Here is a 23,330-nt window from a genome sequence, read left to right as displayed (position 1 = left end):
GCCTCTTGGTTCTTCTGGTTACTCTTCCGGCATCTGCCCGGGCGCGGGTGTCGGGGACCATTGCAGGTGCTGCCCGCCATCCAGCGCCAGCATCTGCCCGGTGACCGACGGCAGGCACAGCAACGACAACGCGGCCCGCGCGACTTCGTCCGGGCAGGTCCCACGCCCCATCGGCACCGACGCGCATTGCCGCGCGAACTGCTCGCTGCTCTGGCGCGGACTAGGCAGCGCCGGGCCTGGCCCGATGGCATTGACCCGGATGCGCCTGGGCGCCAGCGCCAGTGCCAATGTGCGTGTCAGCGTCCACAGGGCGGATTTCGACACCGTATAGCTGACGAAATGCGGCGTCAGCGACCAGACGCGCTCGTCGAGCATGTTCAGCACCATGCCCTCGGCCCCTTCCGGCACCTGCCGGGCGAAAGCCTGCGTCAGCACGAAGGGCGCGCGCAGATTGGGCTCCAGATGCGCATCCCAACTGGCACGCGTCGCATCGTTCCATTCATCGCGGTCGAAGGTGCTGGCATTGTTCACCAGCACGCCGACCGGCCCCAGTTCGGCCCGCACCTGGTCGAGCAGCGGCGTCACCTCGGCCTCGCAGGCCAGATCGGCGTGCAGCATGCAGGCGCGCTGCCCTCGCGCCACGATGTCCTCCACCGTCCGCCGGGCATCGTCTTCTCCCGAGCGGTAGTGAATAGCGACGGCGAAGCCCGCATCCGCCAGAGCCAGCGCGATCGCCCGCCCCAGCCGCGCGGCTCCACCCGTCACAAACGCCACCCGGGGAATCGCGTCGGATATCGGCCACATCGTCATTCCCCTCTCCCCATAATCTCCAAAAATCTGTTCGGAAACAGGGGCTGGTGAGCGAGAGCGGCCCATAGGGCCGCGCCCGTCGTGTGTCCGCGAGCACCGGAGCGGAACGACCTTATGGACCGTGAGCACCGAAGCAGAGCGGACGCGCGTCGGATCGCCACCAGCGCGCGTTTACGAATAGATTTTTCGGGCGGTGAGGGCGGCGGCGAGCGTGCCATCATCCAGCACGTCCAGCGCCCCCCCCCCCATCGGCACGCCCTGCCCGACGCGGCTGACCGGGACATCAAAGCCCGCCAGGCGATCCTGCAACCAATGCGCGGTCGCGGCTCCCTCGACGGTGGCCCCCAGCGCCAGGATCACCTCGCGCACCCCGCCTTCTTCCAGCCGCGCCAGCAAGGGGGCGAGGTTCAGATCGTCGGGGCCGGTGCCCGACAGCGCCGACAGCGTGCCGCCCAGCACCTGATAGACGCCCCGATGGACACCGGCGCGCTCCAATGCCCAGAGGTCGCCCACTGTCTCGACTACGCAGACCAGCCCCCGGTCGCGCGCCGAATCGGTGCAGATGCCGCAGGGATCGTGCGTATCCAGATTGCCGCAGGTGGAACAGGTGCGCACGGTGCGTGCCGCCTGTTCCATCGCCTGGGCCAGCGGGAGCATGCGCGTCTGCGGCTGGCGCAGCAGCGCCAGCGCCGCGCGCCGGGCCGAACGCGGCCCCAGTCCCGGAAGACGCGCCAGCAGCGCGATCAGCCGTTCGATGTCCGCTCCACCCATGCCGCCGCCCGACCCGAACCGGCTCTTAGAACGGCAGCTTCAGGCCCGCCGGCAGGTTCATGCCGCCCGTGACCTTCTTCATTTCCTCCGAGGCGCGCTCGTCCAGCAGCTTGCGCGCGTCGGCGCAGGCGGCAATGACCAGATCCTGCAACATTTCCATCTCGTTCGGATCGGCCAACTTGGGGTCGATCCTGATGGCCTTCATGTCGCCTTTGCCGTTCAGCGTCACCTGCACCATGCCGGCTCCGGCGCTGCCTTCGATCGTCATGCCTTCCAGCTTGGACTGCATTTCCTCCATGCGGGCCTGCATCTGGGTGGCCTGCTTCATCAGCCCGGCAAGATTCTTCATCGACTGTCTCTCCTTACCTCTCGTCGCCCGCGTCCAGATCGTCCTCGTCCACCAGTTCGGCATCGAGCGGGGCGAATTCCAGATCCGGCGCCAGCGTGACGGATGCCGCCTCTTCGGGCGGCAGGCCGTAATCGTCAAGCGAATGATCCGTCACCGCCCCGAGGACGGCGTCGGGAAAGCGCGCGAAAATCGCGCGGACCAACGGGTGGCTTTCGGCCGATGCCCGATGGAACTGGATGATCTCGGCACCCTGTTCCGCCAGGGTCGCCTGCCCTTCCTCGGTCGAGGAACGAACCTCCCATTCCTGCCCGGTTTCGCGGCGCAGCAGGGTTTCCAGCCGGCGAGCCAGCCCCGGTAGCCCGGCGCGCTGCACCCGGATATCGATGCGCGGCGGCGCAAAGGCGACCAGATGGGTGGAATGGCGCAGGTGGCCATGCAGCATGGCATCGCGCCCGGAGACGAACGCCACGACCTCGCGCCATGTCGTCAGCGCAGGCGGGGTATCGTCTTCCGGCGCCGGCGCTTCCGCAGGCTCCGGTGCCATCTCCGCGACCGATTCGCCTACCGCCTCCCCGGCCGGATCGACGATCCGCACGCCGCCATTGGCTACCATGCGCAATCCGCCATGGGCCACCACCTGCCCGCCACCCGGTCGCCCCGACGCAATCGTGCTGGATTGCGTCGATCCGCCCGTCATGGGGCCTGGCCCGCCATCGGATATTCCGGTGCGCACCGCCGGACCGGCGGGGACAGACGCCCCGCCCTCCGTCAGACGACGCACCAGGTCGCCCGGCGGCGGCAGATCGGCCACGTAGCACAGCCGGATCAGCACCATCTCGGCCGCCTGCCGCCGGTCGGCCGCCATCTCGACCTCCGAGAGGCCTTTCAGCAGCATCTGCCACGTCCGTCCCAGCACCGGCACCGACAGCCGGTCGGCCAGCGCACCGCCCCGTTCGCGCTCGGCCTCCGGCAGATCGGCGACCTGACGCAATGCCGGCACAGCCTTGAGGCGCGAGACGGTGTGAATCAGTTCCAGCAGGTCGCCCAGCATGACGCCCAGGTCGGCGCCGCGGGCATGGGCCTCGTCGGTAATCGTCAGCGCCTGGTCCGGCTGGCCGGACAGCACGGCCTCCAGCAGGTCGAACACCCGGCCGCGATCGGCCAGCCCCAGCATGTCCGCCACGAGCTCGGCACCGATCGGGCCGCCACCGGCCTCGGCTCCACCCTGGGCAATTGCCTGATCGAGCAGCGAGAGCCCGTCGCGAACCGACCCGTCGGCAGCGCGGGCAATCAGCGCCAGCGCGTCGGGCGTGCAGTCCGCGCCCTCGGCCTGGGCAATACGACCGAAATGGGCCGCCAGTTCGGCCTGCGGCACGCGACGCAGGTCGAATCGCTGGCAGCGCGACAGCACCGTGACCGGCACCTTGCGTAGTTCGGTGGTGGCGAAAATGAACGTGACCTGGGCCGGCGGCTCCTCCAGCGTCTTGAGCAACGCATTGAATGCGTTGCGCGAGAGCATGTGGACTTCGTCGATGATGAAGACCTTCATCCGCCCCTGCATCGGGCGGAAGCGCGTGGCCTCGATGATCTCGCGCACATCGTCCACACCGGTGCGCGAGGCCGCGTCCATCTCCAGCACGTCGGGGTGACGGTCGGCCAGAATCGCCACGCAATTGGCGCACACCCCGCACGGATCGGCGGTGGGACCACCCTTGCCGTCCGGCCCGATGCAGTTGAGCGCCCGGGCGATGATGCGCGCGGTGGTCGTCTTGCCCACGCCGCGCACGCCCGTCAGCATGAAGGCATGCGCTACCCGCCCCAGCGCAAAGGCATTGCGCAGGATACGGACGGTCGAATCCTGACCGATCAGATCATCAAGGGTGGTCGGACGATATTTGCGTGCCAAGACACGGTAGGGACCCTGTGCCGGCTCGGGCGCCTTCGGGGCGGCAGGCGCAGGCACGTCCCCGAACAGTCCCATACCCGCATCGGGCGGAAGCGGCAGGTCCGGATCTCCGGACATATCTTGGTCCGAAGACATGGTCATGACGATTTCCGGCAACAATGCAGCACCGCATCAGGTGCGGCGTCGTCGATAACTGAATTTCCGGGGTGGGAGACCGAACAGACGACCCGGACAAAACTCACTGCGGCTGCTTCCTTCCGGACCTGACCGGGTTGGCAAGGCGCCCGTCCGTTGCCGGTCTCCCACGCACTTCATAGCACGGAACCGGGAGGCGGATACAAGAGGGCGAATGGAGCAGCAGCCCCTTCAACACCTCAAGGAACGCAAACGACCAAAGAAAAAACCAATCAAGTCATTGATTTTACATAGATAAAGTCAGATCCACCAAATCACCCACTCCACGTCCTCGCCCCTGCCCCGCCTGAATGCCAGCCGAATCGCGCGATCAGGATGACAGGCTCATGCCGCCAGACGCGGCATGAGCGTGGCCTTCACTCTCCGACAGCCGCCCCACCGGGATGCCGCCGGTCGAAGCCGCCGAAATACCGTGCCGTCCCGACATGCCGCACGCCCAGACGCGGCGCCCCGACCAGAATGCCTTCGGCCACGCCCCACGGCGCGTGCGGCGCCAGCTTGTAGCCTTCCTGCTCCAACGTCGCGGCGACGGCATCGGTCAGCGCCCCCTGCTCGACCTCGACCGGCTCCGGCTGCCATTGCTCATGGATACGCGGCAAGTCCACCGCCTGCTGGATATCCAGCCCGTAATCCACCACGCCCAGGATCGTAGCCAGCACGATGGTGGGAATGCGCGATCCGCCAGGGCTCCCGATCACCATCACCGGCTTGCCGTTGCGCGACAGGATGGTGGGCGACATCGAGGAAAGCGGTGTCTTCCCCGGCGCAATCGCGTTGGCGGCGCTGCCGACAATGCCGAACATGTTGGGCACGCCGGGGCGGGACGAGAAATCGTCCATCTCGTCATTGAGGAAGATGCCGGTATGGCCGCCGATCACCTTCGCACCGAACCAGCCGTTCAGCGTATAGGTGACCGAAATCGCCATGCCCTTGTCATCGATGACCGAGTACTGGGTCGTTTCGTGTTTTTCGGGCTCGATCTGGCCGGGCTTCAGCGAAGCCGACGGCACCGCGCGGTCGGTGGGAATCGCCGCGCGCACCTGCCGCGCGTAGCTTACATCGACCAGATGCGTGACCGGATTCTGCACGAAGGCCGGATCACCCAGATCCTGCCGGTCGGCATAGGCACGCCGCATCGCCTCCACTTCGCGCTGTACCGCAGGCGCGGTGTACAGGCCGAGCTTGTGCATGTCATAGCCCGAGAGAATATTCAGCATCTCGCACAGCGCGACGCCACCGCCGCTCGGCGGAGGTGCGGTATCGACATGATAGCCGCGATAGGAGCAGGTCAGCGTCGGCAGCACGCGGGGCGCATAACGACGGAAATCGTCGGATTGGAGAATGCCGCCTCCGACCTTGCTGGCCTGGACGATCGCATCGGCGATCGGGCCGCGATAGAACGCGGCTGCCCCGCTCCGCGCGATCAGCGACAGGCTGTCGGCCAGATCGGCCTGCACCAGACGGTCGCCGACCTGCAACGGCGTACCGTCGGGCCGCAGGAAGATCCGCCGCGCTTCGGGATCGCGGGCGAAATCGGCGGTCGACGTGTTGAGCAACTGCACGTCGCCTTCGGCAAGTACGAAGCCATCCCGTGCCAGAGCGATCGCGGGTGCCATCACCTGCTGGCGCGTCAGATGCCCCCAGCGGTTCAGGATCATATCCATGCCCGCCACCGTTCCCGGCACCGCGACGGCCTTCCAGCCCGTGATCGACTGATTGGGCACCACGCTGCCCTTGGCATCCTGATACATGGTCGGGGTCGCCGCCAGCGGCGCGTGCTCGCGGAAATCGATGAAGACGGCATGCCCATCAGGAGTCCGCAGCGTCATGAAGCCGCCGCCGCCGATATTGCCCGCGGCCGGGTAGACCACCGCCAGCGCATAGGCCACCGCCACGGCCGCATCCGCCGCATTGCCACCCTGCGCCAGGATATGCGCCCCGACCTCGGAGGCCAGATGCTGGGCCGACACGACCATGCCGTGCGCCCCCTCCGCCGGAGCCAGCGGCGGCAACGCGCCCTGCGCCTGGCCGAAGGTCAGGACATCGCCTTGCACCGGAGCCGCCACCGCCGACATTGCCCCAAGCGGCGTCGCCAGCCCCGCCAGCATCGACCCCGCCAGCATGAGGGCGGCACAGCGGACACGAAGCAGGGAAAAGCGCATTACGAACCTTTCAATGACAAGGAAATTTTCGTCAGGGGCAACCGGGCAGCGAGCGGCAGCGTGCCTCAGGCCGAGACTGCATAAGGTGGGTGATTCAGGCCGGCGGGCGAAAGCGTGAACACCTCGCACCCATCTTCGGTCACGCCCAGCATGTGTTCGAACTGGGCCGAAAGCGAGCGATCACGGGTCACCGCTGTCCAGCCGTCATCAAGCACCTTCACGTCCGGCCGGCCGCCATTGAGCATCGGTTCGATGGTGAAGAACATGCCCGGACGCAGCACCAGCCCCTGGCCGGGGCGCCCGTAATGCAGCACATTCGGCGCGGCATGGAACGTCCGGCCGATGCCGTGGCCGCAGAAATCGCGCACCACCGAAAAACGCTGCGATTCGGCGAACTCCTGGATCGCGTGGCCGATATCGCCCAGCGTATTGCCCGGACGGACCTGAGCGATGCCCAGCATCAGCGCCTCATATGTCGCCTCGATCAGCTTCTCCGCTTTACGCGGGATCGCGCCGACCGTGTACATGCGGCTGGTGTCGCCGAACCAGCCGTCGAGGATCACGGTCACGTCGATGTTCAGGATATCGCCATCCTGCAACTGCCGGTCGCCCGGAATACCGTGGCACACCACATGATTGAGCGAGATGCAGCTCGATTTCGGATAACCGCGATAGCCGAGCGTCGCCGGCGTGGCATCATTGGCGATCATGAACTCATGAATCACCCGATCCAGTTCCCCGGTCGTCACGCCCGCACGGACATGCGGCACGATCATGTCCAGCGTACGCGCCGCCAACTGTCCTGCCGCGCGCATGCCGGCAAAATCCTCTTGCGTATGCAGGATCACGCGCCGCGCGTCCGTATCACCGTCCATAACGATGCCCCTCGCTTGTTCGTCCGCCGCAGAACGGCACCCTCAACACCAAAGACCGAACCGGCAATGCGTGGCCAGCCTCTCAAGGGATAAATGCGCGGGACGGCGCCGCAAGGCAAGGGCGACGCATCCGCCCATGCCCAGCCGGGAGCCTGACCGAAGATATCGACTGGACGGGCACAGCCCGCATCTGCCCTCTGCTTTCACACCATGAAGCAAGACAGAACAGAGCAGGAAACACGCACAGGGTTACCCCTCCGCGCGCCTCTCCGATCAGGCCGTCAGCCGTGGCTGCGCCCGCGTTTGCGGGCGGCGGCGTGACGACTGCCGGTATGACCCGCCGCGACCATATGCACGGGCGCGTGAGCATGGCCATGACGGGCCAGGACATGATGCCGAGGCGTACTCGGCAGTTCCGCCACCTGCTCCGGCCCGGCACTGCCGCGCGTTGCAGCGGCCAGCATGACCGCCGCCCGGTGACGGTTGCCGCGCGCCAGCACCAGCGGCCGGCGCACATCGGCCACGCCTTCCTGGCGGAAGCCGTCATCGAGAATGCCGGCCATCAGGGCGCTGCGCTGCGGATTGGTCCGCGCGCCCAGCACCACACCGATCAGCCGGACATTCTCGCGAACCGCCGATGTGACCAGATTGCGCCCGGCCAGCGCCGTATAGCCCGTCTTCAGCCCGTCCGCGCCCGGATAGATCCGCAGCATCGGGTCATGGTTGGGCACCTGCCGACCATGGAAATAGAAGGCCGGCACCGCGAAATAATGATAATATTCCGGGAATTCGGTGATGATCTGCCGGGTCAGCAGCGCCAGGTCGCGCGCCGAAGTCATCTGTTCCTCGTTCGGCAGGCCCGAGGCGTTGCGGAACGTGGTGTTGGCCATGCCCAGCGCCCGCGCCTGACGGGTCATGAGATCGGCGAACCGGGCCTCGTCTCCCCCACCCAGCAATTCGCCGAGCGCACAGGCGGCATCATTCGCCGACTTGGTCACCAGCCCCAGCACCGCCTGCTCCACCGTCAGGTAACTGCCGGGCACCAGCCCCAGTTTCGATGGCTCCATGGAGGCGGAGTGGGCCGAAACCGGCACCGCCTGGTCGAGCGTGACCTGACCGGCCCGCATGGCCTTGAAAGCCATGTAGAGCGTCATCAGCTTGGTGAGGCTGGCGGGAAAGCGCTGAAGGTCGGGATTGCTCTGCGAGAGCACCGCGCCCGTACGGGCATCCATAACGATGGAACTGATCTGGCCGACATACTGGGCATGGGCGCGAGGCGTTGCGATAACGGTCGTCGCCAGGTATCCGGCTGCCAGACCCACGGTCAACCGCAGGGTGCGCCTACGACCGGCCTGTCGACACCCGCCGTCAGGAACCAGTGACACCACAGCGCGACACAGGTGGGCGAGCCATCCCCGTTTCTCGTCCATCCATGCTCCGTCGGCCACCGCCTGTCCCCTCAGTCACAGGATCCGCGTCATTCGGTAACTCTATGGCCATTTTTCTGAACCCGTCCAGAGAAAACCGCGATAAGGGAAAGAAAATACAGTCTTTTCAGTCTCACCCCTCCCCGGCCGCGGGCGAAACCGGGCAGCCACGCGCCGCTTCCGTTTGATTGGATCATCAAAAGCGAGCCCAGCCATGCTTAAAATTCCCCTGTTTCGCTCTTTCAACCCACGATGCCGATCCAATATGGTATGACCATGACAGCAGCATTTTTCCCTGTCCGTCCTATGATCGGCCCGCGCGTCACAGGCGCGGCGGGTTCGGTGTGGGCGCATGGCGGCAACAACCCGACCCGACGCGATGGCAACGGACAGGATTCCGACCCGGACAACCCCGATTCCCCGACGATCGGCGTCGTCGTCAGGACCCGCCCGCAGACGCGCAAGCCCGCGATGTACAAGGTTCTGATGCTCAACGACGACTACACGCCGATGGAATTCGTCGTTCATGTCCTTGAACGGTTCTTCCAGAAATCGCGCGAGGAAGCGACGGACATCATGCTGCATGTCCATAAGCGCGGCGTCGGCGTCTGCGGTGTCTTCACCTACGAAGTGGCCGAGACGAAAGTGACTCAGGTGATGGACCTGGCGCGGCAGAACCAGCACCCGCTGCAATGCACGATCGAGAAAGACTAGAGCCAGCCCCGAAGCGGACGACGGGGCGCGCCACAGAAGCTTGACGACCCGTTCAGACCATTGTTTTTGAATATTATTCAAGCAAATTGAGTCCGTTCCGGCCGAGCCGGAACCTTGTCGGGGCACGCGCCTCGTTCCCCGTTGCGGGGCAGCCCGCGCAGGCGCGTGCGTGAGTACATGCGACGCGCGCTATTGCTGTGCCATGCCCTGCCTGCACGGCATCGTCGGAACTTTATCGTTCTTTCCACTGGCTTTCCGTCCAAAACACACCAAATATGATCCTGTTCGACCGATCCGCCCCGGCGGGTTCGTGTCCGGCCCAGGAAAAGGAGCGTCACGGATGTTGTCACGCAATCTCGAACAGACGCTTCATCGTGCCCTGACCCTCGCGGGGGATCGGCGTCACGAATATGCGACCCTGGAACATCTGTTGCTGGCCCTCGTCGATGACAGCGACGCGGTGACGGTCTTTCGCGCCTGCGGCGTCGATCTCGACAAGCTGCGCTCCGACCTGACCGAATTTCTCGACAAGGATCTGGCCGGCCTGGCGTCCGACCGCACGGTCGATCCCAAGCCCACGGCCGCGTTCCAGCGCGTGATCCAGCGCGCCGCCATCCATGTGCAGTCCACCGGCCGGGATGAAGTCACGGGCTCGAACGTGCTGGTCGCGCTGTTCGCCGAACGCGAAAGCCATGCCGTCTATTTCCTGCAATTGCAGGACATGACGCGGCTGGATGCGGTCAATTTCATCTCGCACGGCATCGCCAAGGCGCCGGATCGTTCGACGCGCCGCCCGATTACCGGCAGCGCGCAGGAAAATCCGGAAAGCGAACGCGAGGAACGCGGCAAGGGCAGCCAGAAGAACCAGGACGCGCTGAGCGCCTACTGCACCAACCTCAACCGCAAGGCGGAGGATGGGAAGGTGGACCCGCTGATCGGCCGCGATTCGGAAATCGAGCGCACGATCCAGATCCTGTGCCGCCGCACGAAGAACAACCCGCTCTATGTCGGCGATCCGGGCGTGGGCAAGACGGCCATCGCCGAGGGGCTGGCCAAGCGCATCGTCGAAGGCGACGTGCCCGAAGTGCTGCTGAAATCGACGATCTATTCGCTGGATATGGGCGCGCTGCTGGCCGGCACCCGCTATCGCGGCGATTTCGAGGAACGGCTGAAGGCGGTCGTCACCGAACTGGACAACAATCCGGGCAGCATTCTCTTCATCGACGAAATCCATACCGTGATCGGTGCGGGTGCGACCTCGGGTGGGGCCATGGATGCCTCCAACCTGCTGAAGCCCGCGCTGGCTGCCGGCACGCTGCGCTGCATCGGCTCGACCACCTACAAGGAGTATCGCCAGCATTTCGAGAAGGACCGCGCGCTGGTCCGGCGCTTCCAGAAGATCGACGTCGCCGAACCTTCGGTCGAGGATGCGATCAAGATTCTGCGTGGTCTGAAGGTCAATTACGAGCGCCACCACAAGGTGCGCTACACCGAGGAAGCCATTCGTGGCGCGGTGGAACTGGCCGCGAAATACATCCATGACCGCAAGCTGCCGGACAAGGCGATCGACGTGATCGACGAGGTCGGGGCCTCGCGCATGCTGGTACCCGAGAACCGGCGCCGCAAGACCGTGACCCTGAAGGATGTCGAGGACATCGTCGCCAAGATCGCCCGCATTCCGCCCAAGAGCGTGTCGTCCGACGACAAGGAGACGCTACGGACCCTGGAGCGCGACCTGAAGGGGATGGTCTACGGCCAGGACAAGGCGATCGATGCGCTGTCGGCGGCGATCAAGCTGTCGCGCGCGGGCCTGCGTGACCCGGAGAAGCCGATCGGCAATTACCTGTTCTCCGGCCCGACGGGCGTGGGCAAGACCGAGGTGGCGAAGCAGCTTGCCCAGACGCTGGGGATCGAACTCGTCCGCTTCGACATGTCCGAATATATGGAACGCCATTCGATCTCGCGCCTGATCGGTGCGCCGCCGGGCTATGTCGGTTTCGATCAGGGCGGTCTTCTGACCGACGCGATCGACCAGCATCCGCACGCGGTGCTGCTGCTGGACGAAATCGAGAAAGCGCATCCGGACCTGTATAACGTCCTGCTCCAGGTCATGGATCATGGTCGCCTGACCGACCATAACGGCAAAACCGTCGATTTCCGCAATGTCGTCCTGATCATGACGACCAATGCGGGGGCCGCCGATCTGAACAAGGAAGCCATCGGGTTCGGCCGCGATTCGCGGGAGGGCGAGGATGAGGAAGCGATCAAGCGCATCTTCACCCCGGAATTCCGTAACCGTCTGGACGCGATCATTCCCTTTGCCAACCTCACGCCCGAGATCGTAGGCCGGGTGGTCGAGAAGTTCGTCTTCCAGCTCGAAGCCCAGCTTGCCGATCGCAACGTCACGATCGAGATCTCGTCTGCGGCCAAGGAATGGCTGGCCGAACGCGGCTACGACCGGCTCTATGGCGCCCGTCCGCTGGGCCGGGTGATCCAGGAGAACATCAAGAAGCCGCTGGCCGAGGAATTGCTGTTCGGCCGGTTGGTCAAGGGTGGCGCGGTCAAGATCACGCTCAAGGACGGCGCGTTGGATTTCGAATATATCGAAGCCAAGAGCGAAACGGCCACCGAAGGCGACGAGGGCAGCGAGCGGGAATCCGAAACCGCGAACTGATCCCCGCCCCGACCGGGAACCATAAAAAGGGCCGCGCGGCGATTGCCGTGCGGCCCTTTTTTCTACCAACCGGGACGTTCATTCAACGACTGGTTTCCAAAGGCGCTGCCTTTGGCGGGGCGTGGGGCAGAGCCCCACAAAAACCCGCCCCCGCGAAGATTACTGATACCGTGCCCCGTTGACGCTGACATATCCCGGCATACCCCACTTCCGACCCGTGCCGCGATGGGTCCAGTCGATGCCCTGGCTTCGCGGATTGTCGTAATAATACCTTCCCACGACATCGACCGCATCGCCCTTGGCCACCCACGGCCATGCCGGTGCCGCCATCCGGTCCAGATCGGATACGATGCGGATCGACACGCCCTGCCCGACATCGACATAGAAATATCCGTGCCAACCGCTGCGTGTCTGCCGCTGGCGCGATACCGCGATCACCCGGCCGCAGACATGCACTGGCTGGTCCCCGCGCAGCGATCCGCCCTCGAACGCCTGCTGCACCGCCAGGAAATGCCGATTGTCGCAGGCCGGCCCAATCGCTTCCTGCGCATGGGCCCGGTGCATGGTCATGGCAAGCACCAGACTCGCGACGAGCGCCCATGCCCGCCTGCCATGCCCGCCGCGTCGTTCCATGCGCGACGACCCTGTTCGTTCCATCATCATCCGTGCTTCGCCTTCGGTGCCTGCGCTTCAAGTTCCTGACGTACAGCCGCCATGTCGCGGACGATATCGGGCGCCGGGTCCGGCACGCTCAGCTTCAGCCGCTCCAGTGCTTCGATGATCGTCTCCATCACCAGCAGCCGTGCCATCCATTTCCGATCGGCCGGAATCACGAACCATGGGGCGCTGGGCTGGGCGGTATTGCGGATCGCCTCGCGATAGGCATCGCGGTAGGCGTCCCAATGCTCGCGCTCCCGGGCGTCGGAAATCGAGAATTTCCAGTGCTTCTCGTCCAGGTCGATCCGACGGAGGAAGCGTTTCCGCTGTTCTTCCTTCGACAGGTTCAGGAAGAATTTCAGCACGACCGTGCCCTGCCGCGACAGGTAGTGTTCGAAATGCCTGATGTCGCGATACCGTTCCTCCCAGATCGCGCCGTCGCGCAAGCAGGCCGGGATCTTCTGCTTCACCAGCAGTTCGGGATGAACCCGCGTGACGAGAACCTCCTCGTAATGGCTGCGGTTGAAGATCCCGATCCGCCCGCTGGACGGCGCGACCAGATGCACGCGCCACAGATAATCATGCGAAAGTTCGACCGGCCCTGGCTGTTTGAACGACGTCACCGTCACGCCCTGGGGATTCACCCCGGACATCACATGCTTGATCATCCCGTCCTTGCCGCCGGCATCCATCGCCTGGAACACCAGCAACAGCGACCATGTGCTGTTGGCATAGAGCAGTTCCTGCAACGCCGAGAGGCGTTTCACCCCCTGGCGCAGCAGATGCTTGCCCGCCGCCTTGTCGATATCCTTGATCTGGGCGATGCGGGTCGGATGCTGCGCGAGATCGAAGCTTTCGCCGTCCTCGACCCGGCAGCGATGCAACAGCGTCTGGAGGTCGATCGCGTTCTCGCCCACGGTCAAACCTTCACCCCCCGGGCCACGGCCAGGCCGCCGGCCGCCTGGCAGGTCGGCATCATCTCGATGCGGTTGATGTTGACGTGCGCGGGCAGCCCCAGCACCCAGGCCACGGTCTCGGCGATGTCCTCCGGCTGGATCGGATGCGTATCCTGATACACGGCAGCCGCCTTGGCATCGTCACGCAGGCGCACATTGCTGAATTCGCTGCCACCGCACAGGCCCGGCTCCAGATTCGTCGCCCGCACCTTCGTGCCCAGCAGGTCGCAGCGCAGATTACGCATAAATTGCGCCACGAACGCCTTGGTACCGCCATAGACATTGCCACCCAGATACGGATAGGTGCCGGCGGTGCTGCCGATGGAGACGATATGGCCGCGATCACGCGCCACCATACCCGGCAGCAGCGCATGGGTGATCTCGACCAGTCCGGCGATATTGGTCTCGATCATCTGCCGCCAGTCGGCCACCGCGCTATCCTGCGCCTTGCCCACGCCCAGCGCGAGGCCGGCATTGTTGACCAGGATATCCACCTCCTGCCATCCCTCGGGCAGGCTGGCCGGCAGCGCGCGCAGAGCGGCCGTGTCATCCATGTCCAGCACCAGCGGCAGCAGTGCCGGCCCGAGCGATTTGGCCAGCGCGTCCAGCCTGTCGCTGCGGCGCCCGGTGGCAATCACCCGATAGCCATCCCCCACCAGCCGTTCCGCGATCGCCTTGCCGAAACCAGCCGTCGCCCCCGTCACCAGAACAATCTTCGTCATCGCTGGATGCTCCTTCGCAATCTTGTCATGAAGAGTTAAGCGCCAATCGCCGTGTCGTCGCAAATCCGCCCGCCGCGGTTGCAATGCCCGGTGGTTCTTGGTCTATGTAAAAAGGATGTTTCCCCTATCCCAGACCTCGGCAGACTCCCTTACAGGCTCCCTGCTTGTCGCCTCCCCAGCCCTGGCGGACAGCCCTTTCGCCCGCACCGTGATCTTTCTCTGCGCCCATGTGCCCGGAGAGGGCGCGATGGGGCTGATCGTCAATCGCCGGCTGTCGCAGCCGGGCCTTGATGACGTGCTGGAGCGACTTGGCATCGCCCCGGTACCGCCACGCCGGCGAATCGCGCTCTGTGCGGGTGGCCCAGTGGATGGCGGCCGGGGCTTCGTGCTGCATTCCTCCGACTGGAGCGGCGACAGCAGCCTGTCGGTCGATAACGGCACGACACTGACCGCCAGCCTCGACGTGCTGCGCGACATCGCCGACGGTGCCGGCCCCCGCAACGCCCTGCTGGCGCTGGGCCACGCAAGTTGGAGCGACGATCAACTGGAAGACGAGATCATCCGCCGCAACGCCTGGCTCCCCGCCCCACCCAGCGACGAAATCCTGTTCGGCCTGGATCATGGCGCCAAATGGCGTCAGGCCCTGGCGACCATCAATATGGACCCCATCCACTTGACCGACCAAGCCGGCAGAGCCTGAGAGCCTGGTCGGAAACGTGCGCTGGCGGCGATCCGGCGCGCGTCTCGTTAGACGTGGATAAAAGCCCGTGCACTGAGCCTCGCTCAGGCTGCCCAGCGGAAGGACGGCACGCAGGCGACTGGGGCCAGCCCGGCAGAGGACGCTTCCGCTTCGGCCAGCGCGGTGTCGTCGCCGATCATTTCCTGATGGATGCCGCCCAGCACCCAGCAACCATCGACCCCAACCGCTTTTGCCCCCCGCATGTCGGTGGCCAGCGCGTCGCCTACGGCCAGCACGCTGGCGCGCGGCACCTCCAGCATACGCAGGACAGGGCCATAGACTTCCGGATGCGGCTTGCCGATCCAGCGGACGGCACAGCCTTTCTGCTCATACAGGCTGGCCAGCAGGCCGGCGCAGATCAGCCGCCGACCGCCCCGGATCACTTCCAGATCGGGGTTGGCGCACACCATCTTCAGCCCGCGCGCGGCACAGGCCTCCAGCAACGGCAGATAGGGCGCGGGGTCGCCTTCGCCCTGCTCCAGGTTCGGCCCCGTATTCAGGATGAAATCGGCCTCGGCAGGGTCTTCGACCCGTTCCAGATCCAGTCCTTCGAACAGGTTATAGTCCTTCGGTGCGCCCAGATGCAGCATCCGGCGGCCGAGCCCGGCGAACCACGGGTCGGAACGCTCGGCCAGCAGTCCGCGCGTATATTCGCCGCTGGTCATCACGCCATCATACAGGTCGTCCGCCACGCCCATGGCGCGCAATCCCTCGCACACCACCGAGACTCGACGGGGCGCGTTGGAAAGCAGCACGACCCGCTTGCCTGCCGCGCGCAGGGCCGCCAGCGTATCCCGCGCCCCCGGATAGGGGCTGATCCCGTCATGGATCACGCCCCACAGATCGACGATAAAGCCATCATACTGCTCGGCCAGCGGTGCGAACCCATCGAGAAAACGCATCATGCGGTTCCTTTCGCATCGGCCAGCGTCTCGAACCCTTCGGCGTTCAGGGCGCGGACGGTCTCGCGCTTCAGGCGCCGCACGATTCCCGGCCCTTCGTAAGCGAATGCGCTGTAAAGCTGCACCAGATCGGCCCCGGCGCGCACGCTGTCCACGATATCGGCCCCGGTCTCGATGCCGCCACAGGCCACGAGGGTCAGGCGCCCGGCGGCGATCTGCACTGCCTCGCGCAACACCGTCCTGGCCAGCAGCCGCAGCGGGCGCCCCGACAGGCCGCCGGCTTCATTGGCATACGGGCTGCGCAGACCGTCCGGCCGCGAGATGGTGGTGTTGGTCACGGTCACGCCCTGCGCACCGCCGGCAATCACGGCCTCGATCACCGGCCCGATATCGTCGCGGGCCAGATCGGGCGCCAGCTTGACCAGGAGCGGAGGCCGATCGGGATGCGCCTCGGCAATAGCCTGAAGAATCGCCTGCAACCGGTCAGCCTGTTGCAGATCACGCAGGCCGGGCGTGTTGGGCGACGACAGGTTCAGTACAATATAGTCTGCATAGTGCTTCACCCGTCCGACCAGGCGGGGATAGTCGCGCTCGGGATCGGCACCATTCTTGTTGATGCCCAGATTGGCCCCCACGGGCACCCGCGCGCCGGCACCGGTGCCCTTGGCGGGCAGGCGGTGCAGCCGTGCCATGCGGACCGCGAACCGGTCGATGCCCTGATTGTTGAAGCCCATCCGGTTGATGATCGCCCGGTCTTCAGTCAGCCGGAACAGACGCGGACGCGGATTGCCCTCCTGCGGCAACGGCGTCACCGTACCGGCTTCGACAAAGCCGAACCCGATCCGCGCCAGCGGCCGGATCACCTGGGCGTTCTTGTCGAAACCCGCGGCGATGCCGATCGGATTGGGAAAGCGCAACCCCATCGCCCGCACCGACAGGGCCGGATCATCACGACCTGAGCCGCTGCCGCCCCCCAGACCGAGCATAAGGGCATTCAGGGCGAGGCGATGCGCCTCCTCCGGGTCCAGCCGCCGCACCAGCTTCATCGACAGATTCGACACGATATTCATCATGACCCAATTTTCTGCCGTACATCCGGGGGCGTTAAAAGGGCCTCGCCGGAAAAACCCCGCACGACAGCCCTCCGATCAAGACGAGGTCGTCATCAGAACCGGAACGGAGACGCCCCCGCCCAGTGAACTGCGAAGAGCCTTCGTGGAAATGTGGGCTGGTGAGCGAGAGTGCCGCGCAGCGGCATGGCCGGCGTGTGTTCGCGAGCACCGGAGCGGAGCGGCCTTACTGGCCGTGAGCACCGGAGCACAGCGGACGCACGTCGGATCGCCACCAGCGCGCATTTCCACGAAGGCTCTCAGGCGCCGGCTGTGCCTTGGCCTACCATATCAATCGGCCGCACCAGACGGTCGAAGGTTTCCGCATTCACCAGCCCGGATCGCAACGCGGCCTCGCGCAGCGACAGGTCATGCTCCATCGCATCATGCGCGATCGCCGAGGCGCGGTCATAGCCGATGGAGGGCGCCAACGCCGTTACCAGCATCACCGATCCCTCGACATAGCGACGAATCCGCTCGAGATTCAAATGCGTGCCTTCGACCGAGAACGTCCGGAACGACCGGCAGCCATCGGCCAGTATCCGCAGCGAATGCAGCACGTTCGCGATCACGACCGGCCGCATCACGTTCAGTTCGAACTGTCCCTGGCTCCCCGCGAAGGCAACAGTGGCATCGTTACCCAGGATCTGGGTACAGATCATAACCATGGCCTCGCACTGGGTCGGATTGACCTTGCCGGGCATGATCGACGATCCCGGCTCGTTCGCCGGCAGCACCAATTCCCCCAGCCCACAACGCGGACCCGAACCCAGCCAGCGCATATCATTGGCGATCTTCATCAGCACCACCGCGCATCCGCGAATGGCCGACGATATGCGGACCATCGCATCCAGCCCGGCGAGGGCGGCGAATTTATTGGGCGCGGTCACGAATGCCGCACCGGTCAGTTCCGCCAGGCGAGCTGCGATCGCCTTCCCGAAACCTGCCGGCGCGTTCAGCCCGGTTCCTACCGCCGTGCCGCCGGCCGCCAGTTCCAGCCCCCCCTCGCGCGCGGCCTCCACAGCACGCATGGCATCGCGAATCTGATGCGCCCAGCCCGACCATTCCTGACCGACCGTCAGCGGCACCGCATCCTGCAGATGGGTGCGTCCGATTTTTACGATATCTTGCCATTCACGCGACCGCGTTTCGATCAGTCCAGCCAGCGCATCCAGTTCCGGCAGCAGGTGCGCGTCGATCCCGCGCACCGTTGCCACATGCATGGCAGTCGGAAACGTGTCGTTGCTGGACTGCCCCATATTGACGTCGTCATTGGGGTGGATCGGCTTCTGGCTACCCACTTCGCCGTCCAGCAACTGGATCGCCCGATTGGCGATGACCTCGTTGACGTTCATGTTGGTCTGCGTGCCCGACCCGGTCTGCCAGACAAACAATGGGAAATGTGCGTCCAATTTCCCGTCGGCGACTTCGTCCGCTGCCTGGATGATCGCGGCGGCCTTCCAGTCGGGCAAGCGCCCGGCCGCCCGGTTGACCAGCGCCGCCGCTTTCTTCACCACGCCGTACGCGCGGCAGAGTTCCAGCGGCATCCTGTCGGTACCAATCGAAAAATGGATCAGGCTGCGCTGGGTCTGCGCACCCCAGTAGCGATCGGCCGGCACCGGCAGCGCCCCCATCGCATCATGCTCCTGCCGCTCGCCCTGCGCATTCAGGCCGATCGGCAGATCGGCATGCAGTCGGTATTCGGACATGTCGTCATCCTCCGTCACGTCAGATTACGTCGCCGCGACCGGCAGATCCGGCCAGCCGCCCGCGGCACGGTGCCACCCCCGGCAGCCTACCGTCCACCGAATCCCCATCACCTATTCGGCATGAATCGCGAGCCCCCACCGTGGGCATGCCAGCCACCCGCACTGTGCGAACAGTCGCTGTCCGTTTCCCGACACATGGTTTTTCTTGCGGCACACCTTAAGACAATGACAAAAAAAGGGGCGACACGCCCATGACGTGTCGCCCCTTTTCGAACGAAGGGCTTTAACCTATGGCCGGCAGCGCAAGGCGTTGATTACTGACCGCGCGCTGCAGCCAGACGCGCCAGACGCACCTGCTTGCGCGCCTCGCGCGCTTCGCGCCATGCATCGACCGCCGTGCGATCACCCTTCGCCATACGGCGACCGGTTCCACGCTGCGGCGTCGGTGCGGCCTTGGCAGCAACCGCCTTCTTGGCCGGCACGGGCGCCTTGGCACCCTTGGCCGGAACTTTTGCCGCCTTCGCAACGATCTTTGCGGCAGGCTTCGCCGCTGCCTTCACCGCGACCTTCGCCGTCGGCTTGGCCACTTCCTTCGGCGCGGCCTTGCGACCGGCGGCAGCCTTGGCCTTCGCAGCCGGGGCCTTCACTTCCGGCGCTGGTGCCGCCTTGACCGACTTCGTCGGGGTTTTACGGGTTTTTACCGAAACCGGCTTGGCTTCTACGACTGCGGCAGCACGTGCCTTCGTACCCCGCTTGGGAGCCTCGACCGGAGCGGCGACCACGGCGGCAGCCTTGCGACGGGCAGGCACCTTGGCCGGGACCACCGGCGCCGCCACGATCGCGGCCTTGCGCGTGGTGGTGGGCTTGGCAGCCGCCTTCTTGGCGGGTTTGCGGGGCGATGTCACAGCTTCTTCCGCAACGGGGCCAACCTTCAGCGTCGTACGGGGCGTGCCACGGCGACGTGCGGGCGCAGGCACCACGGGTGCCACGACCGGCTCTACCGCCACCTTGGCCGCCTTGGCAACACGCGTGCGACGCGCCGGCTTTTCCTCGACCTTGGCCGCGACGGGGGCCGGCGCGACAGGAGCCGTTTCAATCTTGGTGGCGGCGGCCTTGGCCTTCCCGCGCCCATGCTTCGCAGGCGCCGGCTCGGGTGCTGCGGGCGTCGTCACCACAGTCTCGACATCCTTGCGGGACGCCCGGCGACGGGTGGCTTTCGTTTCATCACTCATTACAGGTGTAACCTTTCGTTGTCTTAACGACCAACAGTCCGACGACCGCGCGCCATGCCGGCATGATCGGAAACCGGAATTCTGAAAGACCGTTTTCATTCGCCGCCATCACCGATGGCTTGCCTGGATGGTCGAAAAAATATCTTTCTTCTTTGGCATCATCTCGGCGTTGCGGCGGCCGCTGTCAAGTCAAAGCATGAACCATGCCTCATTTTTTCTTGCATACCTGCGGATACCATCGCGTCATCCCAAAACACATTCCCGCATGAATTATAATTTTCTATTATTATTTATTATATTTTCCAAAATATACAAAATTTCACGCTTCTTCCAGAATCCGCGTCGCGGCTGTCGATCCGACACGCCACGACGCAAGGGAAGAGCAACCGAAACCCCGCGTCGCAGCCGTCGGGAATGGCGGAGACAAGAAATCGGCCGTCCTGTCAGCCGATTTCCCGGCGTCCTCCGGCCGACCGGTCTGGCTCGATGCCGGTTTGATTTCGAAAGTCTTCGAACGAACGGGCATGAGTATCATCGCGGGATCTCGGCCCCAGAAGCAACGCCCTCGCCTCCTCCAGACGGAGGACGCGCTCCCCGCCGATGGTCGCGACAGGATGGCATGCATCCGCACACGCCCAGCCATGCGCTCATCAGATACAGAACGTCAGGCCGCTCATCCCGGTGCACCTCAAGCAGCAATCGCCGCATTTCACGATCATCCGGCCTTCGCCGACACCAGCCATGGGTTGGGTGAGCCATCGGTCTCTGATGCGATATCGCTTTCCGCAAGCATAAGATTGGTCAATCGCCTAGACAGGCAATCCACCGGCGACGCGATTGTCGCGATGCCGGACGATTCGTCCTTGCATTTCGCCATCCCAGGCATGGGTGGTGACAATATAGATCCAGATAGATCCGGGGGCGCAGTGACCAGAGATACCGCCTTTCCGGATCGCCCGCCTCCCGGCGTCAGCATGTGGTCGGTCACCGTTCCCGGCGCTGCCACCCTGCCTATCTCCTGATGTCCTGCAACCGGAGACGTAACGCCACACAAAGCCCGCCATGCGCGTCCATCCGCGTGCCACCATGTTTTTTCAAACTTTACGAACCTGCACGCCACGTGCGTCGGCCTGTACCTCCCGACGACCCAGCCAGGCAGACCATCGCCACGCGCGAAGCCACATCGACGAAACCAGGCGGCAGCCTCAGCCGTCTGAAGGATCTCGCCGCATGGCCGGGCGCATGCCAGCGTCGCACGGCGCCGATGCTGGAGCATGTGCGGATCGTAATCTTCGCCGGTAATCACGAGGCCGTTCGCCATGGGGTTTCACCGTGGGCGGCCAGATGGTCGGCAATCCGGCCGAAGATTTCACGAGCGGTTATACAATGGTCAACGTGCAGACCGACCTGCTGTGCGTGAGCGAGATGAGAATCGGCAACACCACACCCGCCGCCATATTGGCGGCAGCACTGTATCTGCGGCACCGACCCGAATGCGTAAGGCGTGGCGCATAAGGTCCTGATCGTCGATCTCGCCCAGGCCCGTCATGCCGCCTGCGAAAACGATCCGCTGACGGCGGCCATGCTGGATGCGGTGCGGCATCGCCGCATCCCGGTTCTGCTCGGTGCTTTCGTATGCAGCACCACCGCGACGCCGCTTGGGCGGCTGCACGCTACGGAACCGGCTCCACACCTGCCTTTCGCACCGTTCTGCCAAGGCCGTGCATCACGCGCTGGCTCGTGACATGGGCGTGGACCCGTTGCTGGATCTGGGGCCGTGCCCGGGCGAAGGCTCCGGCAACGTACTCACCGTGCCGCCGGTGTGGGCGTCAGTGGGCGCACATGAACTTGTCGGACCCGGGCCAGGCGGCGATGGCCGTCCTGTCCACAGTCATGACGCCGGCTCGGCGGGACAGGCTGGCCGCCACGCTGCCCTACATGTTGGATCGCGGCTGGGACTACGCTGCTGGTCGGCCGCCTGGCACGGCAGCAGATCGGTGGTCTGACGGGAGACGTGCTCGGCGCTCCCCCGTCAGCGTCGAATGCTGCGTCCTGAGCCTGGTGACCATCGCCGCGCCACTGGGGTGGCGGGGCGCCCCATCACATACGCATGATTGCCGCCGCCCCGGCTTGTTCGGCGCCCCGGCCATACCAGATGCCTGTGAGGAGCCTGATACATGCTGACAGCACCCCTGCATGTATTTCCCGGCAGACTCCCGGGCGCATGCGATCCGCACGCCGTCATCCGGATGGAAGGAACACAGGTCATGGACAACAAACGTCTGGCCGGAATTCCCGGCGACGACAGAGTGATGAACAAAGGCAGGCAGATCCTTGGCGGCGTCATCGTCGTGGCCGTGCTGGTCGCCGCGATCCTGGCCAGCATCCTGGTATCCCCGACGATCATCAGCCCCTGAAGCCATCGACACACGGCGACGCGCGCGAGCGGGGGCAGGAAGAGCCTCGGTGAAACTTCCCAAGCAGGTTCCGGTTAAGGCATGATCCGCCGGACCGGAACCCGCCGGAAGCCCCCAATCGAGGACCATGCAGGACGTGACGGCCTATCTCTATCTCGCCATGGCCATCATCGCCGAGGTCTTCGCTACATCGTGCCTGAAATACACGGGCCAGTTCACCCGACCGGTGCCGACGTTGCTGACCTTCGGCGGCTATGGGGTCGCCTTTTTCTTCCTGTCGCTGACTCTGCGCGTGCTGCCGACGGGCATTGCCTACGCCATCTGGTCGGGCGCTGGTATCGTCCTGATTTCCGCCATCAACTGGATCTGGCTGAAACAGCGCCTCGATGCCCCGGCCGTGGCCGGCATGGCGCTGATCGTGCTGGGGGTTGCCGTCATCAACCTGTTCTCCCGTAGCGCCGGGCACTGACCGGCGCTACGGGAGCGGGATCAGCGAACCTTCAACTGGGCCCGCACCTCGCCATCCGGCCGGGCGGCAGTATGAAGATTGACGTAGATATTGCCTGCCCGCAGCATGTTGACCTGTTCGGGCGTGAGGATCACCGCGCCGCTTAACGGGCTGGTATAGGGCCCCTTGATCGGTGCCAGCACTCCGGCATCGTGTTCCGCATCGGCCGGACCATGAAAATGGGCGGCCATGACAGCGCCGCTCAATCCGCGCCATTCGATACGATAGGTCAGCAGATTGCGTTTTTCATTCAATCTACCGGTCACGGTCCCTGTCGGATGCTCGTTCGCACCGGCGACCGGGACGAATTCGCCCGACACCTGGACAGTACGCGCCTCGGCCGGCACGAGGGCCGCGACCGGTGCTGCCATCAGCAGGCCGGCGAACAGCAGGGAACGACGCATGACCCATATCTCCATTGAAAAAGACCGGCAGAACACGAACCCGTCGGACGCAGCGACGCCGCGCCCGCAGGCATCATGCCGACACCATCATG

Annotated in this window: 24 protein-coding genes and 1 other RNA gene; 9 read left to right on the top strand and 16 right to left on the bottom strand. The window is 65.0% G+C overall.

Annotation, left to right across the window (positions count from 1 at the left end; all coding sequences use genetic code 11):
• Positions 1–18: 18 nt before the first annotated feature.
• The 8 genes from C7453_RS10180 to C7453_RS10145 all read right to left on the bottom strand — a co-directional run bounded on the left by C7453_RS10180 (position 19) and on the right by C7453_RS10145 (position 8,498).
• Entirely contained in the window at positions 19–810 is a 792-nt protein-coding gene (locus tag C7453_RS10180) for an SDR family oxidoreductase (RefSeq protein ID WP_114727440.1), read from the bottom strand.
• A 171-nt stretch (positions 811–981) separates the two neighbouring features.
• The gene (gene recR, locus C7453_RS10175; RefSeq protein ID WP_114727439.1) at positions 982–1,581 is read right to left on the bottom strand and encodes a recombination mediator RecR; all 600 of its coding nucleotides are present in this window, start codon (positions 1,579–1,581) and stop codon (positions 982–984) included.
• Positions 1,582–1,606: 25 nt separating this feature from the next.
• Positions 1,607–1,930: a YbaB/EbfC family nucleoid-associated protein gene (locus tag C7453_RS10170; protein WP_114727438.1), complete on the bottom strand. Its 324-nt coding sequence runs from the start codon at positions 1,928–1,930 to the stop codon at positions 1,607–1,609.
• A gap of 13 nt (positions 1,931–1,943) precedes the next feature.
• On the bottom strand, positions 1,944–3,977 hold the full coding sequence (locus tag C7453_RS10165) for a DNA polymerase III subunit gamma/tau (RefSeq protein ID WP_114727437.1): 2,034 nt from the start codon (positions 3,975–3,977) through the stop codon (positions 1,944–1,946).
• Positions 3,978–4,042: 65 nt separating this feature from the next.
• An RNA gene (gene ffs, locus C7453_RS10160) (signal recognition particle sRNA small type) lies at positions 4,043–4,139 on the bottom strand.
• A gap of 248 nt (positions 4,140–4,387) precedes the next feature.
• A complete protein-coding gene (gene ggt / locus C7453_RS10155) occupies positions 4,388–6,193 on the bottom strand; it encodes a gamma-glutamyltransferase (protein ID WP_114727436.1) in 1,806 nt (601 codons plus the stop codon).
• Between the two features lie 65 nt (positions 6,194–6,258).
• Positions 6,259–7,068 carry a type I methionyl aminopeptidase gene (map, locus tag C7453_RS10150; protein ID WP_114727435.1) on the bottom strand — a complete coding sequence of 270 codons (810 nt, stop codon included), beginning with the start codon at positions 7,066–7,068 and terminating at the stop codon, positions 6,259–6,261.
• A gap of 281 nt (positions 7,069–7,349) precedes the next feature.
• Positions 7,350–8,498, bottom strand: a complete 1,149-nt coding sequence (locus C7453_RS10145) for a D-alanyl-D-alanine carboxypeptidase family protein (protein WP_114727434.1) — start codon at positions 8,496–8,498, stop codon at positions 7,350–7,352.
• A gap of 303 nt (positions 8,499–8,801) precedes the next feature.
• Between C7453_RS10145 and clpS the strand changes: the two genes are divergently transcribed.
• Both clpS and clpA read left to right on the top strand, forming a co-directional pair.
• A complete protein-coding gene (gene clpS / locus C7453_RS10140) occupies positions 8,802–9,209 on the top strand; it encodes an ATP-dependent Clp protease adapter ClpS (protein ID WP_114727433.1) in 408 nt (135 codons plus the stop codon).
• 340 nt (positions 9,210–9,549) lie between these two features.
• The gene (clpA, locus tag C7453_RS10135) at positions 9,550–11,883 is read left to right on the top strand and encodes an ATP-dependent Clp protease ATP-binding subunit ClpA (protein WP_114727432.1); all 2,334 of its coding nucleotides are present in this window, start codon (positions 9,550–9,552) and stop codon (positions 11,881–11,883) included.
• A 159-nt stretch (positions 11,884–12,042) separates the two neighbouring features.
• Here clpA and C7453_RS10130 read toward each other — a convergent pair whose 3' ends face one another.
• The 3 genes from C7453_RS10130 to C7453_RS10120 form a co-directional block, all read right to left on the bottom strand.
• A complete protein-coding gene (locus C7453_RS10130) occupies positions 12,043–12,453 on the bottom strand; it encodes a DUF3465 domain-containing protein (protein ID WP_114727640.1) in 411 nt (136 codons plus the stop codon).
• Between the two features lie 89 nt (positions 12,454–12,542).
• Complete coding sequence (locus tag C7453_RS10125; protein ID WP_114727431.1) at positions 12,543–13,457, bottom strand: polyphosphate kinase 2 family protein; 915 nt, start codon at positions 13,455–13,457, stop codon at positions 12,543–12,545.
• A 2-nt stretch (positions 13,458–13,459) separates the two neighbouring features.
• Positions 13,460–14,218 carry an SDR family NAD(P)-dependent oxidoreductase gene (locus tag C7453_RS10120; protein WP_114727430.1) on the bottom strand — a complete coding sequence of 253 codons (759 nt, stop codon included), beginning with the start codon at positions 14,216–14,218 and terminating at the stop codon, positions 13,460–13,462.
• A 115-nt stretch (positions 14,219–14,333) separates the two neighbouring features.
• On the opposite strand from C7453_RS10120, the gene C7453_RS10115 reads away from it, so the two are divergent.
• The gene (locus C7453_RS10115; protein WP_114727429.1) at positions 14,334–14,918 is read left to right on the top strand and encodes a YqgE/AlgH family protein; all 585 of its coding nucleotides are present in this window, start codon (positions 14,334–14,336) and stop codon (positions 14,916–14,918) included.
• 83 nt (positions 14,919–15,001) lie between these two features.
• Here C7453_RS10115 and C7453_RS10110 read toward each other — a convergent pair whose 3' ends face one another.
• The 4 genes from C7453_RS10110 to C7453_RS10095 form a co-directional block, all read right to left on the bottom strand.
• A complete protein-coding gene (locus C7453_RS10110) occupies positions 15,002–15,967 on the bottom strand; it encodes a TIGR01459 family HAD-type hydrolase (protein WP_174787949.1) in 966 nt (321 codons plus the stop codon).
• Entirely contained in the window at positions 15,859–16,929 is a 1,071-nt protein-coding gene (locus C7453_RS10105; protein WP_174787948.1) for a quinone-dependent dihydroorotate dehydrogenase, read from the bottom strand. Before C7453_RS10105 ends, C7453_RS10110 begins: the two co-directional genes overlap by 109 nt.
• Before the next feature lie 299 nt (positions 16,930–17,228).
• Entirely contained in the window at positions 17,229–18,677 is a 1,449-nt protein-coding gene (gene fumC / locus C7453_RS10100; RefSeq protein ID WP_114727639.1) for a class II fumarate hydratase, read from the bottom strand.
• 314 nt (positions 18,678–18,991) lie between these two features.
• A complete protein-coding gene (locus C7453_RS10095; protein ID WP_114727426.1) occupies positions 18,992–19,909 on the bottom strand; it encodes a hypothetical protein in 918 nt (305 codons plus the stop codon).
• Positions 19,910–20,930: 1,021 nt separating this feature from the next.
• Between C7453_RS10095 and C7453_RS19800 the strand changes: the two genes are divergently transcribed.
• The 6 genes from C7453_RS19800 (at position 20,931) to C7453_RS10065 (ending at position 22,795) form a co-directional block, all read left to right on the top strand.
• Positions 20,931–21,329: a nicotinate-nucleotide--dimethylbenzimidazole phosphoribosyltransferase gene (locus C7453_RS19800; protein ID WP_114727638.1), complete on the top strand. Its 399-nt coding sequence runs from the start codon at positions 20,931–20,933 to the stop codon at positions 21,327–21,329.
• Positions 21,254–21,424 (top strand): nicotinate-nucleotide--dimethylbenzimidazole phosphoribosyltransferase, encoded by a 171-nt coding sequence (locus tag C7453_RS19795; RefSeq protein ID WP_141288823.1) that lies wholly within the window; start codon positions 21,254–21,256, stop codon positions 21,422–21,424. The genes C7453_RS19800 and C7453_RS19795 overlap by 76 nt, the downstream gene beginning before the upstream one ends.
• Entirely contained in the window at positions 21,414–21,653 is a 240-nt protein-coding gene (locus C7453_RS18940) for a hypothetical protein (protein ID WP_170143189.1), read from the top strand. The genes C7453_RS19795 and C7453_RS18940 overlap by 11 nt, the downstream gene beginning before the upstream one ends.
• A gap of 1 nt (position 21,654) precedes the next feature.
• Positions 21,655–21,915 carry a hypothetical protein gene (locus tag C7453_RS19790; RefSeq protein ID WP_371858472.1) on the top strand — a complete coding sequence of 87 codons (261 nt, stop codon included), beginning with the start codon at positions 21,655–21,657 and terminating at the stop codon, positions 21,913–21,915.
• A gap of 261 nt (positions 21,916–22,176) precedes the next feature.
• Positions 22,177–22,326 carry a hypothetical protein gene (locus C7453_RS18935; RefSeq protein ID WP_170143187.1) on the top strand — a complete coding sequence of 50 codons (150 nt, stop codon included), beginning with the start codon at positions 22,177–22,179 and terminating at the stop codon, positions 22,324–22,326.
• 136 nt (positions 22,327–22,462) lie between these two features.
• On the top strand, positions 22,463–22,795 hold the full coding sequence (locus C7453_RS10065) for a DMT family transporter (RefSeq protein ID WP_174787947.1): 333 nt from the start codon (positions 22,463–22,465) through the stop codon (positions 22,793–22,795).
• A 20-nt stretch (positions 22,796–22,815) separates the two neighbouring features.
• On the opposite strand, the gene C7453_RS10060 is transcribed toward C7453_RS10065, so the two are convergent.
• Positions 22,816–23,238, bottom strand: a complete 423-nt coding sequence (locus tag C7453_RS10060) for a CHRD domain-containing protein (RefSeq protein WP_114727420.1) — start codon at positions 23,236–23,238, stop codon at positions 22,816–22,818.
• Positions 23,239–23,330: the final 92 nt, after the last annotated feature.

The sequence above is a fragment of the Gluconacetobacter liquefaciens genome, assembly GCF_003350405.1.
Classification (GTDB): domain Bacteria; phylum Pseudomonadota; class Alphaproteobacteria; order Acetobacterales; family Acetobacteraceae; genus Gluconacetobacter; species Gluconacetobacter liquefaciens.
The sequence above is the reverse complement of the archived record's forward strand: the minus strand, read 5'-3'. Positions and strand labels throughout refer to the sequence as shown.

Coding starts and splice junctions, on each gene's coding strand:
- C7453_RS10180 (WP_114727440.1), bottom strand. CDS start 810: ATGACGATGTGGCCGATATCCGACGCGATTCCCCGGGTGGCGTTTGTG.
- recR (WP_114727439.1), bottom strand. CDS start 1,581: ATGGGTGGAGCGGACATCGAACGGCTGATCGCGCTGCTGGCGCGTCTT.
- C7453_RS10170 (WP_114727438.1), bottom strand. CDS start 1,930: ATGAAGAATCTTGCCGGGCTGATGAAGCAGGCCACCCAGATGCAGGCC.
- C7453_RS10165 (WP_114727437.1), bottom strand. CDS start 3,977: ATGACCATGTCTTCGGACCAAGATATGTCCGGAGATCCGGACCTGCCG.
- ggt (WP_114727436.1), bottom strand. CDS start 6,193: ATGCGCTTTTCCCTGCTTCGTGTCCGCTGTGCCGCCCTCATGCTGGCG.
- map (WP_114727435.1), bottom strand. CDS start 7,068: ATGGACGGTGATACGGACGCGCGGCGCGTGATCCTGCATACGCAAGAG.
- C7453_RS10145 (WP_114727434.1), bottom strand. CDS start 8,498: ATGGACGAGAAACGGGGATGGCTCGCCCACCTGTGTCGCGCTGTGGTG.
- clpS (WP_114727433.1), top strand. CDS start 8,802: ATGATCGGCCCGCGCGTCACAGGCGCGGCGGGTTCGGTGTGGGCGCAT.
- clpA (WP_114727432.1), top strand. CDS start 9,550: ATGTTGTCACGCAATCTCGAACAGACGCTTCATCGTGCCCTGACCCTC.
- C7453_RS10130 (WP_114727640.1), bottom strand. CDS start 12,453: ATGACCATGCACCGGGCCCATGCGCAGGAAGCGATTGGGCCGGCCTGC.
- C7453_RS10120 (WP_114727430.1), bottom strand. CDS start 14,218: ATGACGAAGATTGTTCTGGTGACGGGGGCGACGGCTGGTTTCGGCAAG.
- C7453_RS10115 (WP_114727429.1), top strand. CDS start 14,334: ATGTTTCCCCTATCCCAGACCTCGGCAGACTCCCTTACAGGCTCCCTG.
- C7453_RS10105 (WP_174787948.1), bottom strand. CDS start 16,929: ATGAATATCGTGTCGAATCTGTCGATGAAGCTGGTGCGGCGGCTGGAC.
- fumC (WP_114727639.1), bottom strand. CDS start 18,677: ATGTCCGAATACCGACTGCATGCCGATCTGCCGATCGGCCTGAATGCG.
- C7453_RS10095 (WP_114727426.1), bottom strand. CDS start 19,909: ATGAGTGATGAAACGAAAGCCACCCGTCGCCGGGCGTCCCGCAAGGAT.
- C7453_RS19800 (WP_114727638.1), top strand. CDS start 20,931: ATGTCCTGCAACCGGAGACGTAACGCCACACAAAGCCCGCCATGCGCG.
- C7453_RS19795 (WP_141288823.1), top strand. CDS start 21,254: ATGGTCGGCAATCCGGCCGAAGATTTCACGAGCGGTTATACAATGGTC.
- C7453_RS19790 (WP_371858472.1), top strand. CDS start 21,655: ATGGGCGTGGACCCGTTGCTGGATCTGGGGCCGTGCCCGGGCGAAGGC.
- C7453_RS18935 (WP_170143187.1), top strand. CDS start 22,177: ATGGACAACAAACGTCTGGCCGGAATTCCCGGCGACGACAGAGTGATG.
- C7453_RS10060 (WP_114727420.1), bottom strand. CDS start 23,238: ATGCGTCGTTCCCTGCTGTTCGCCGGCCTGCTGATGGCAGCACCGGTC.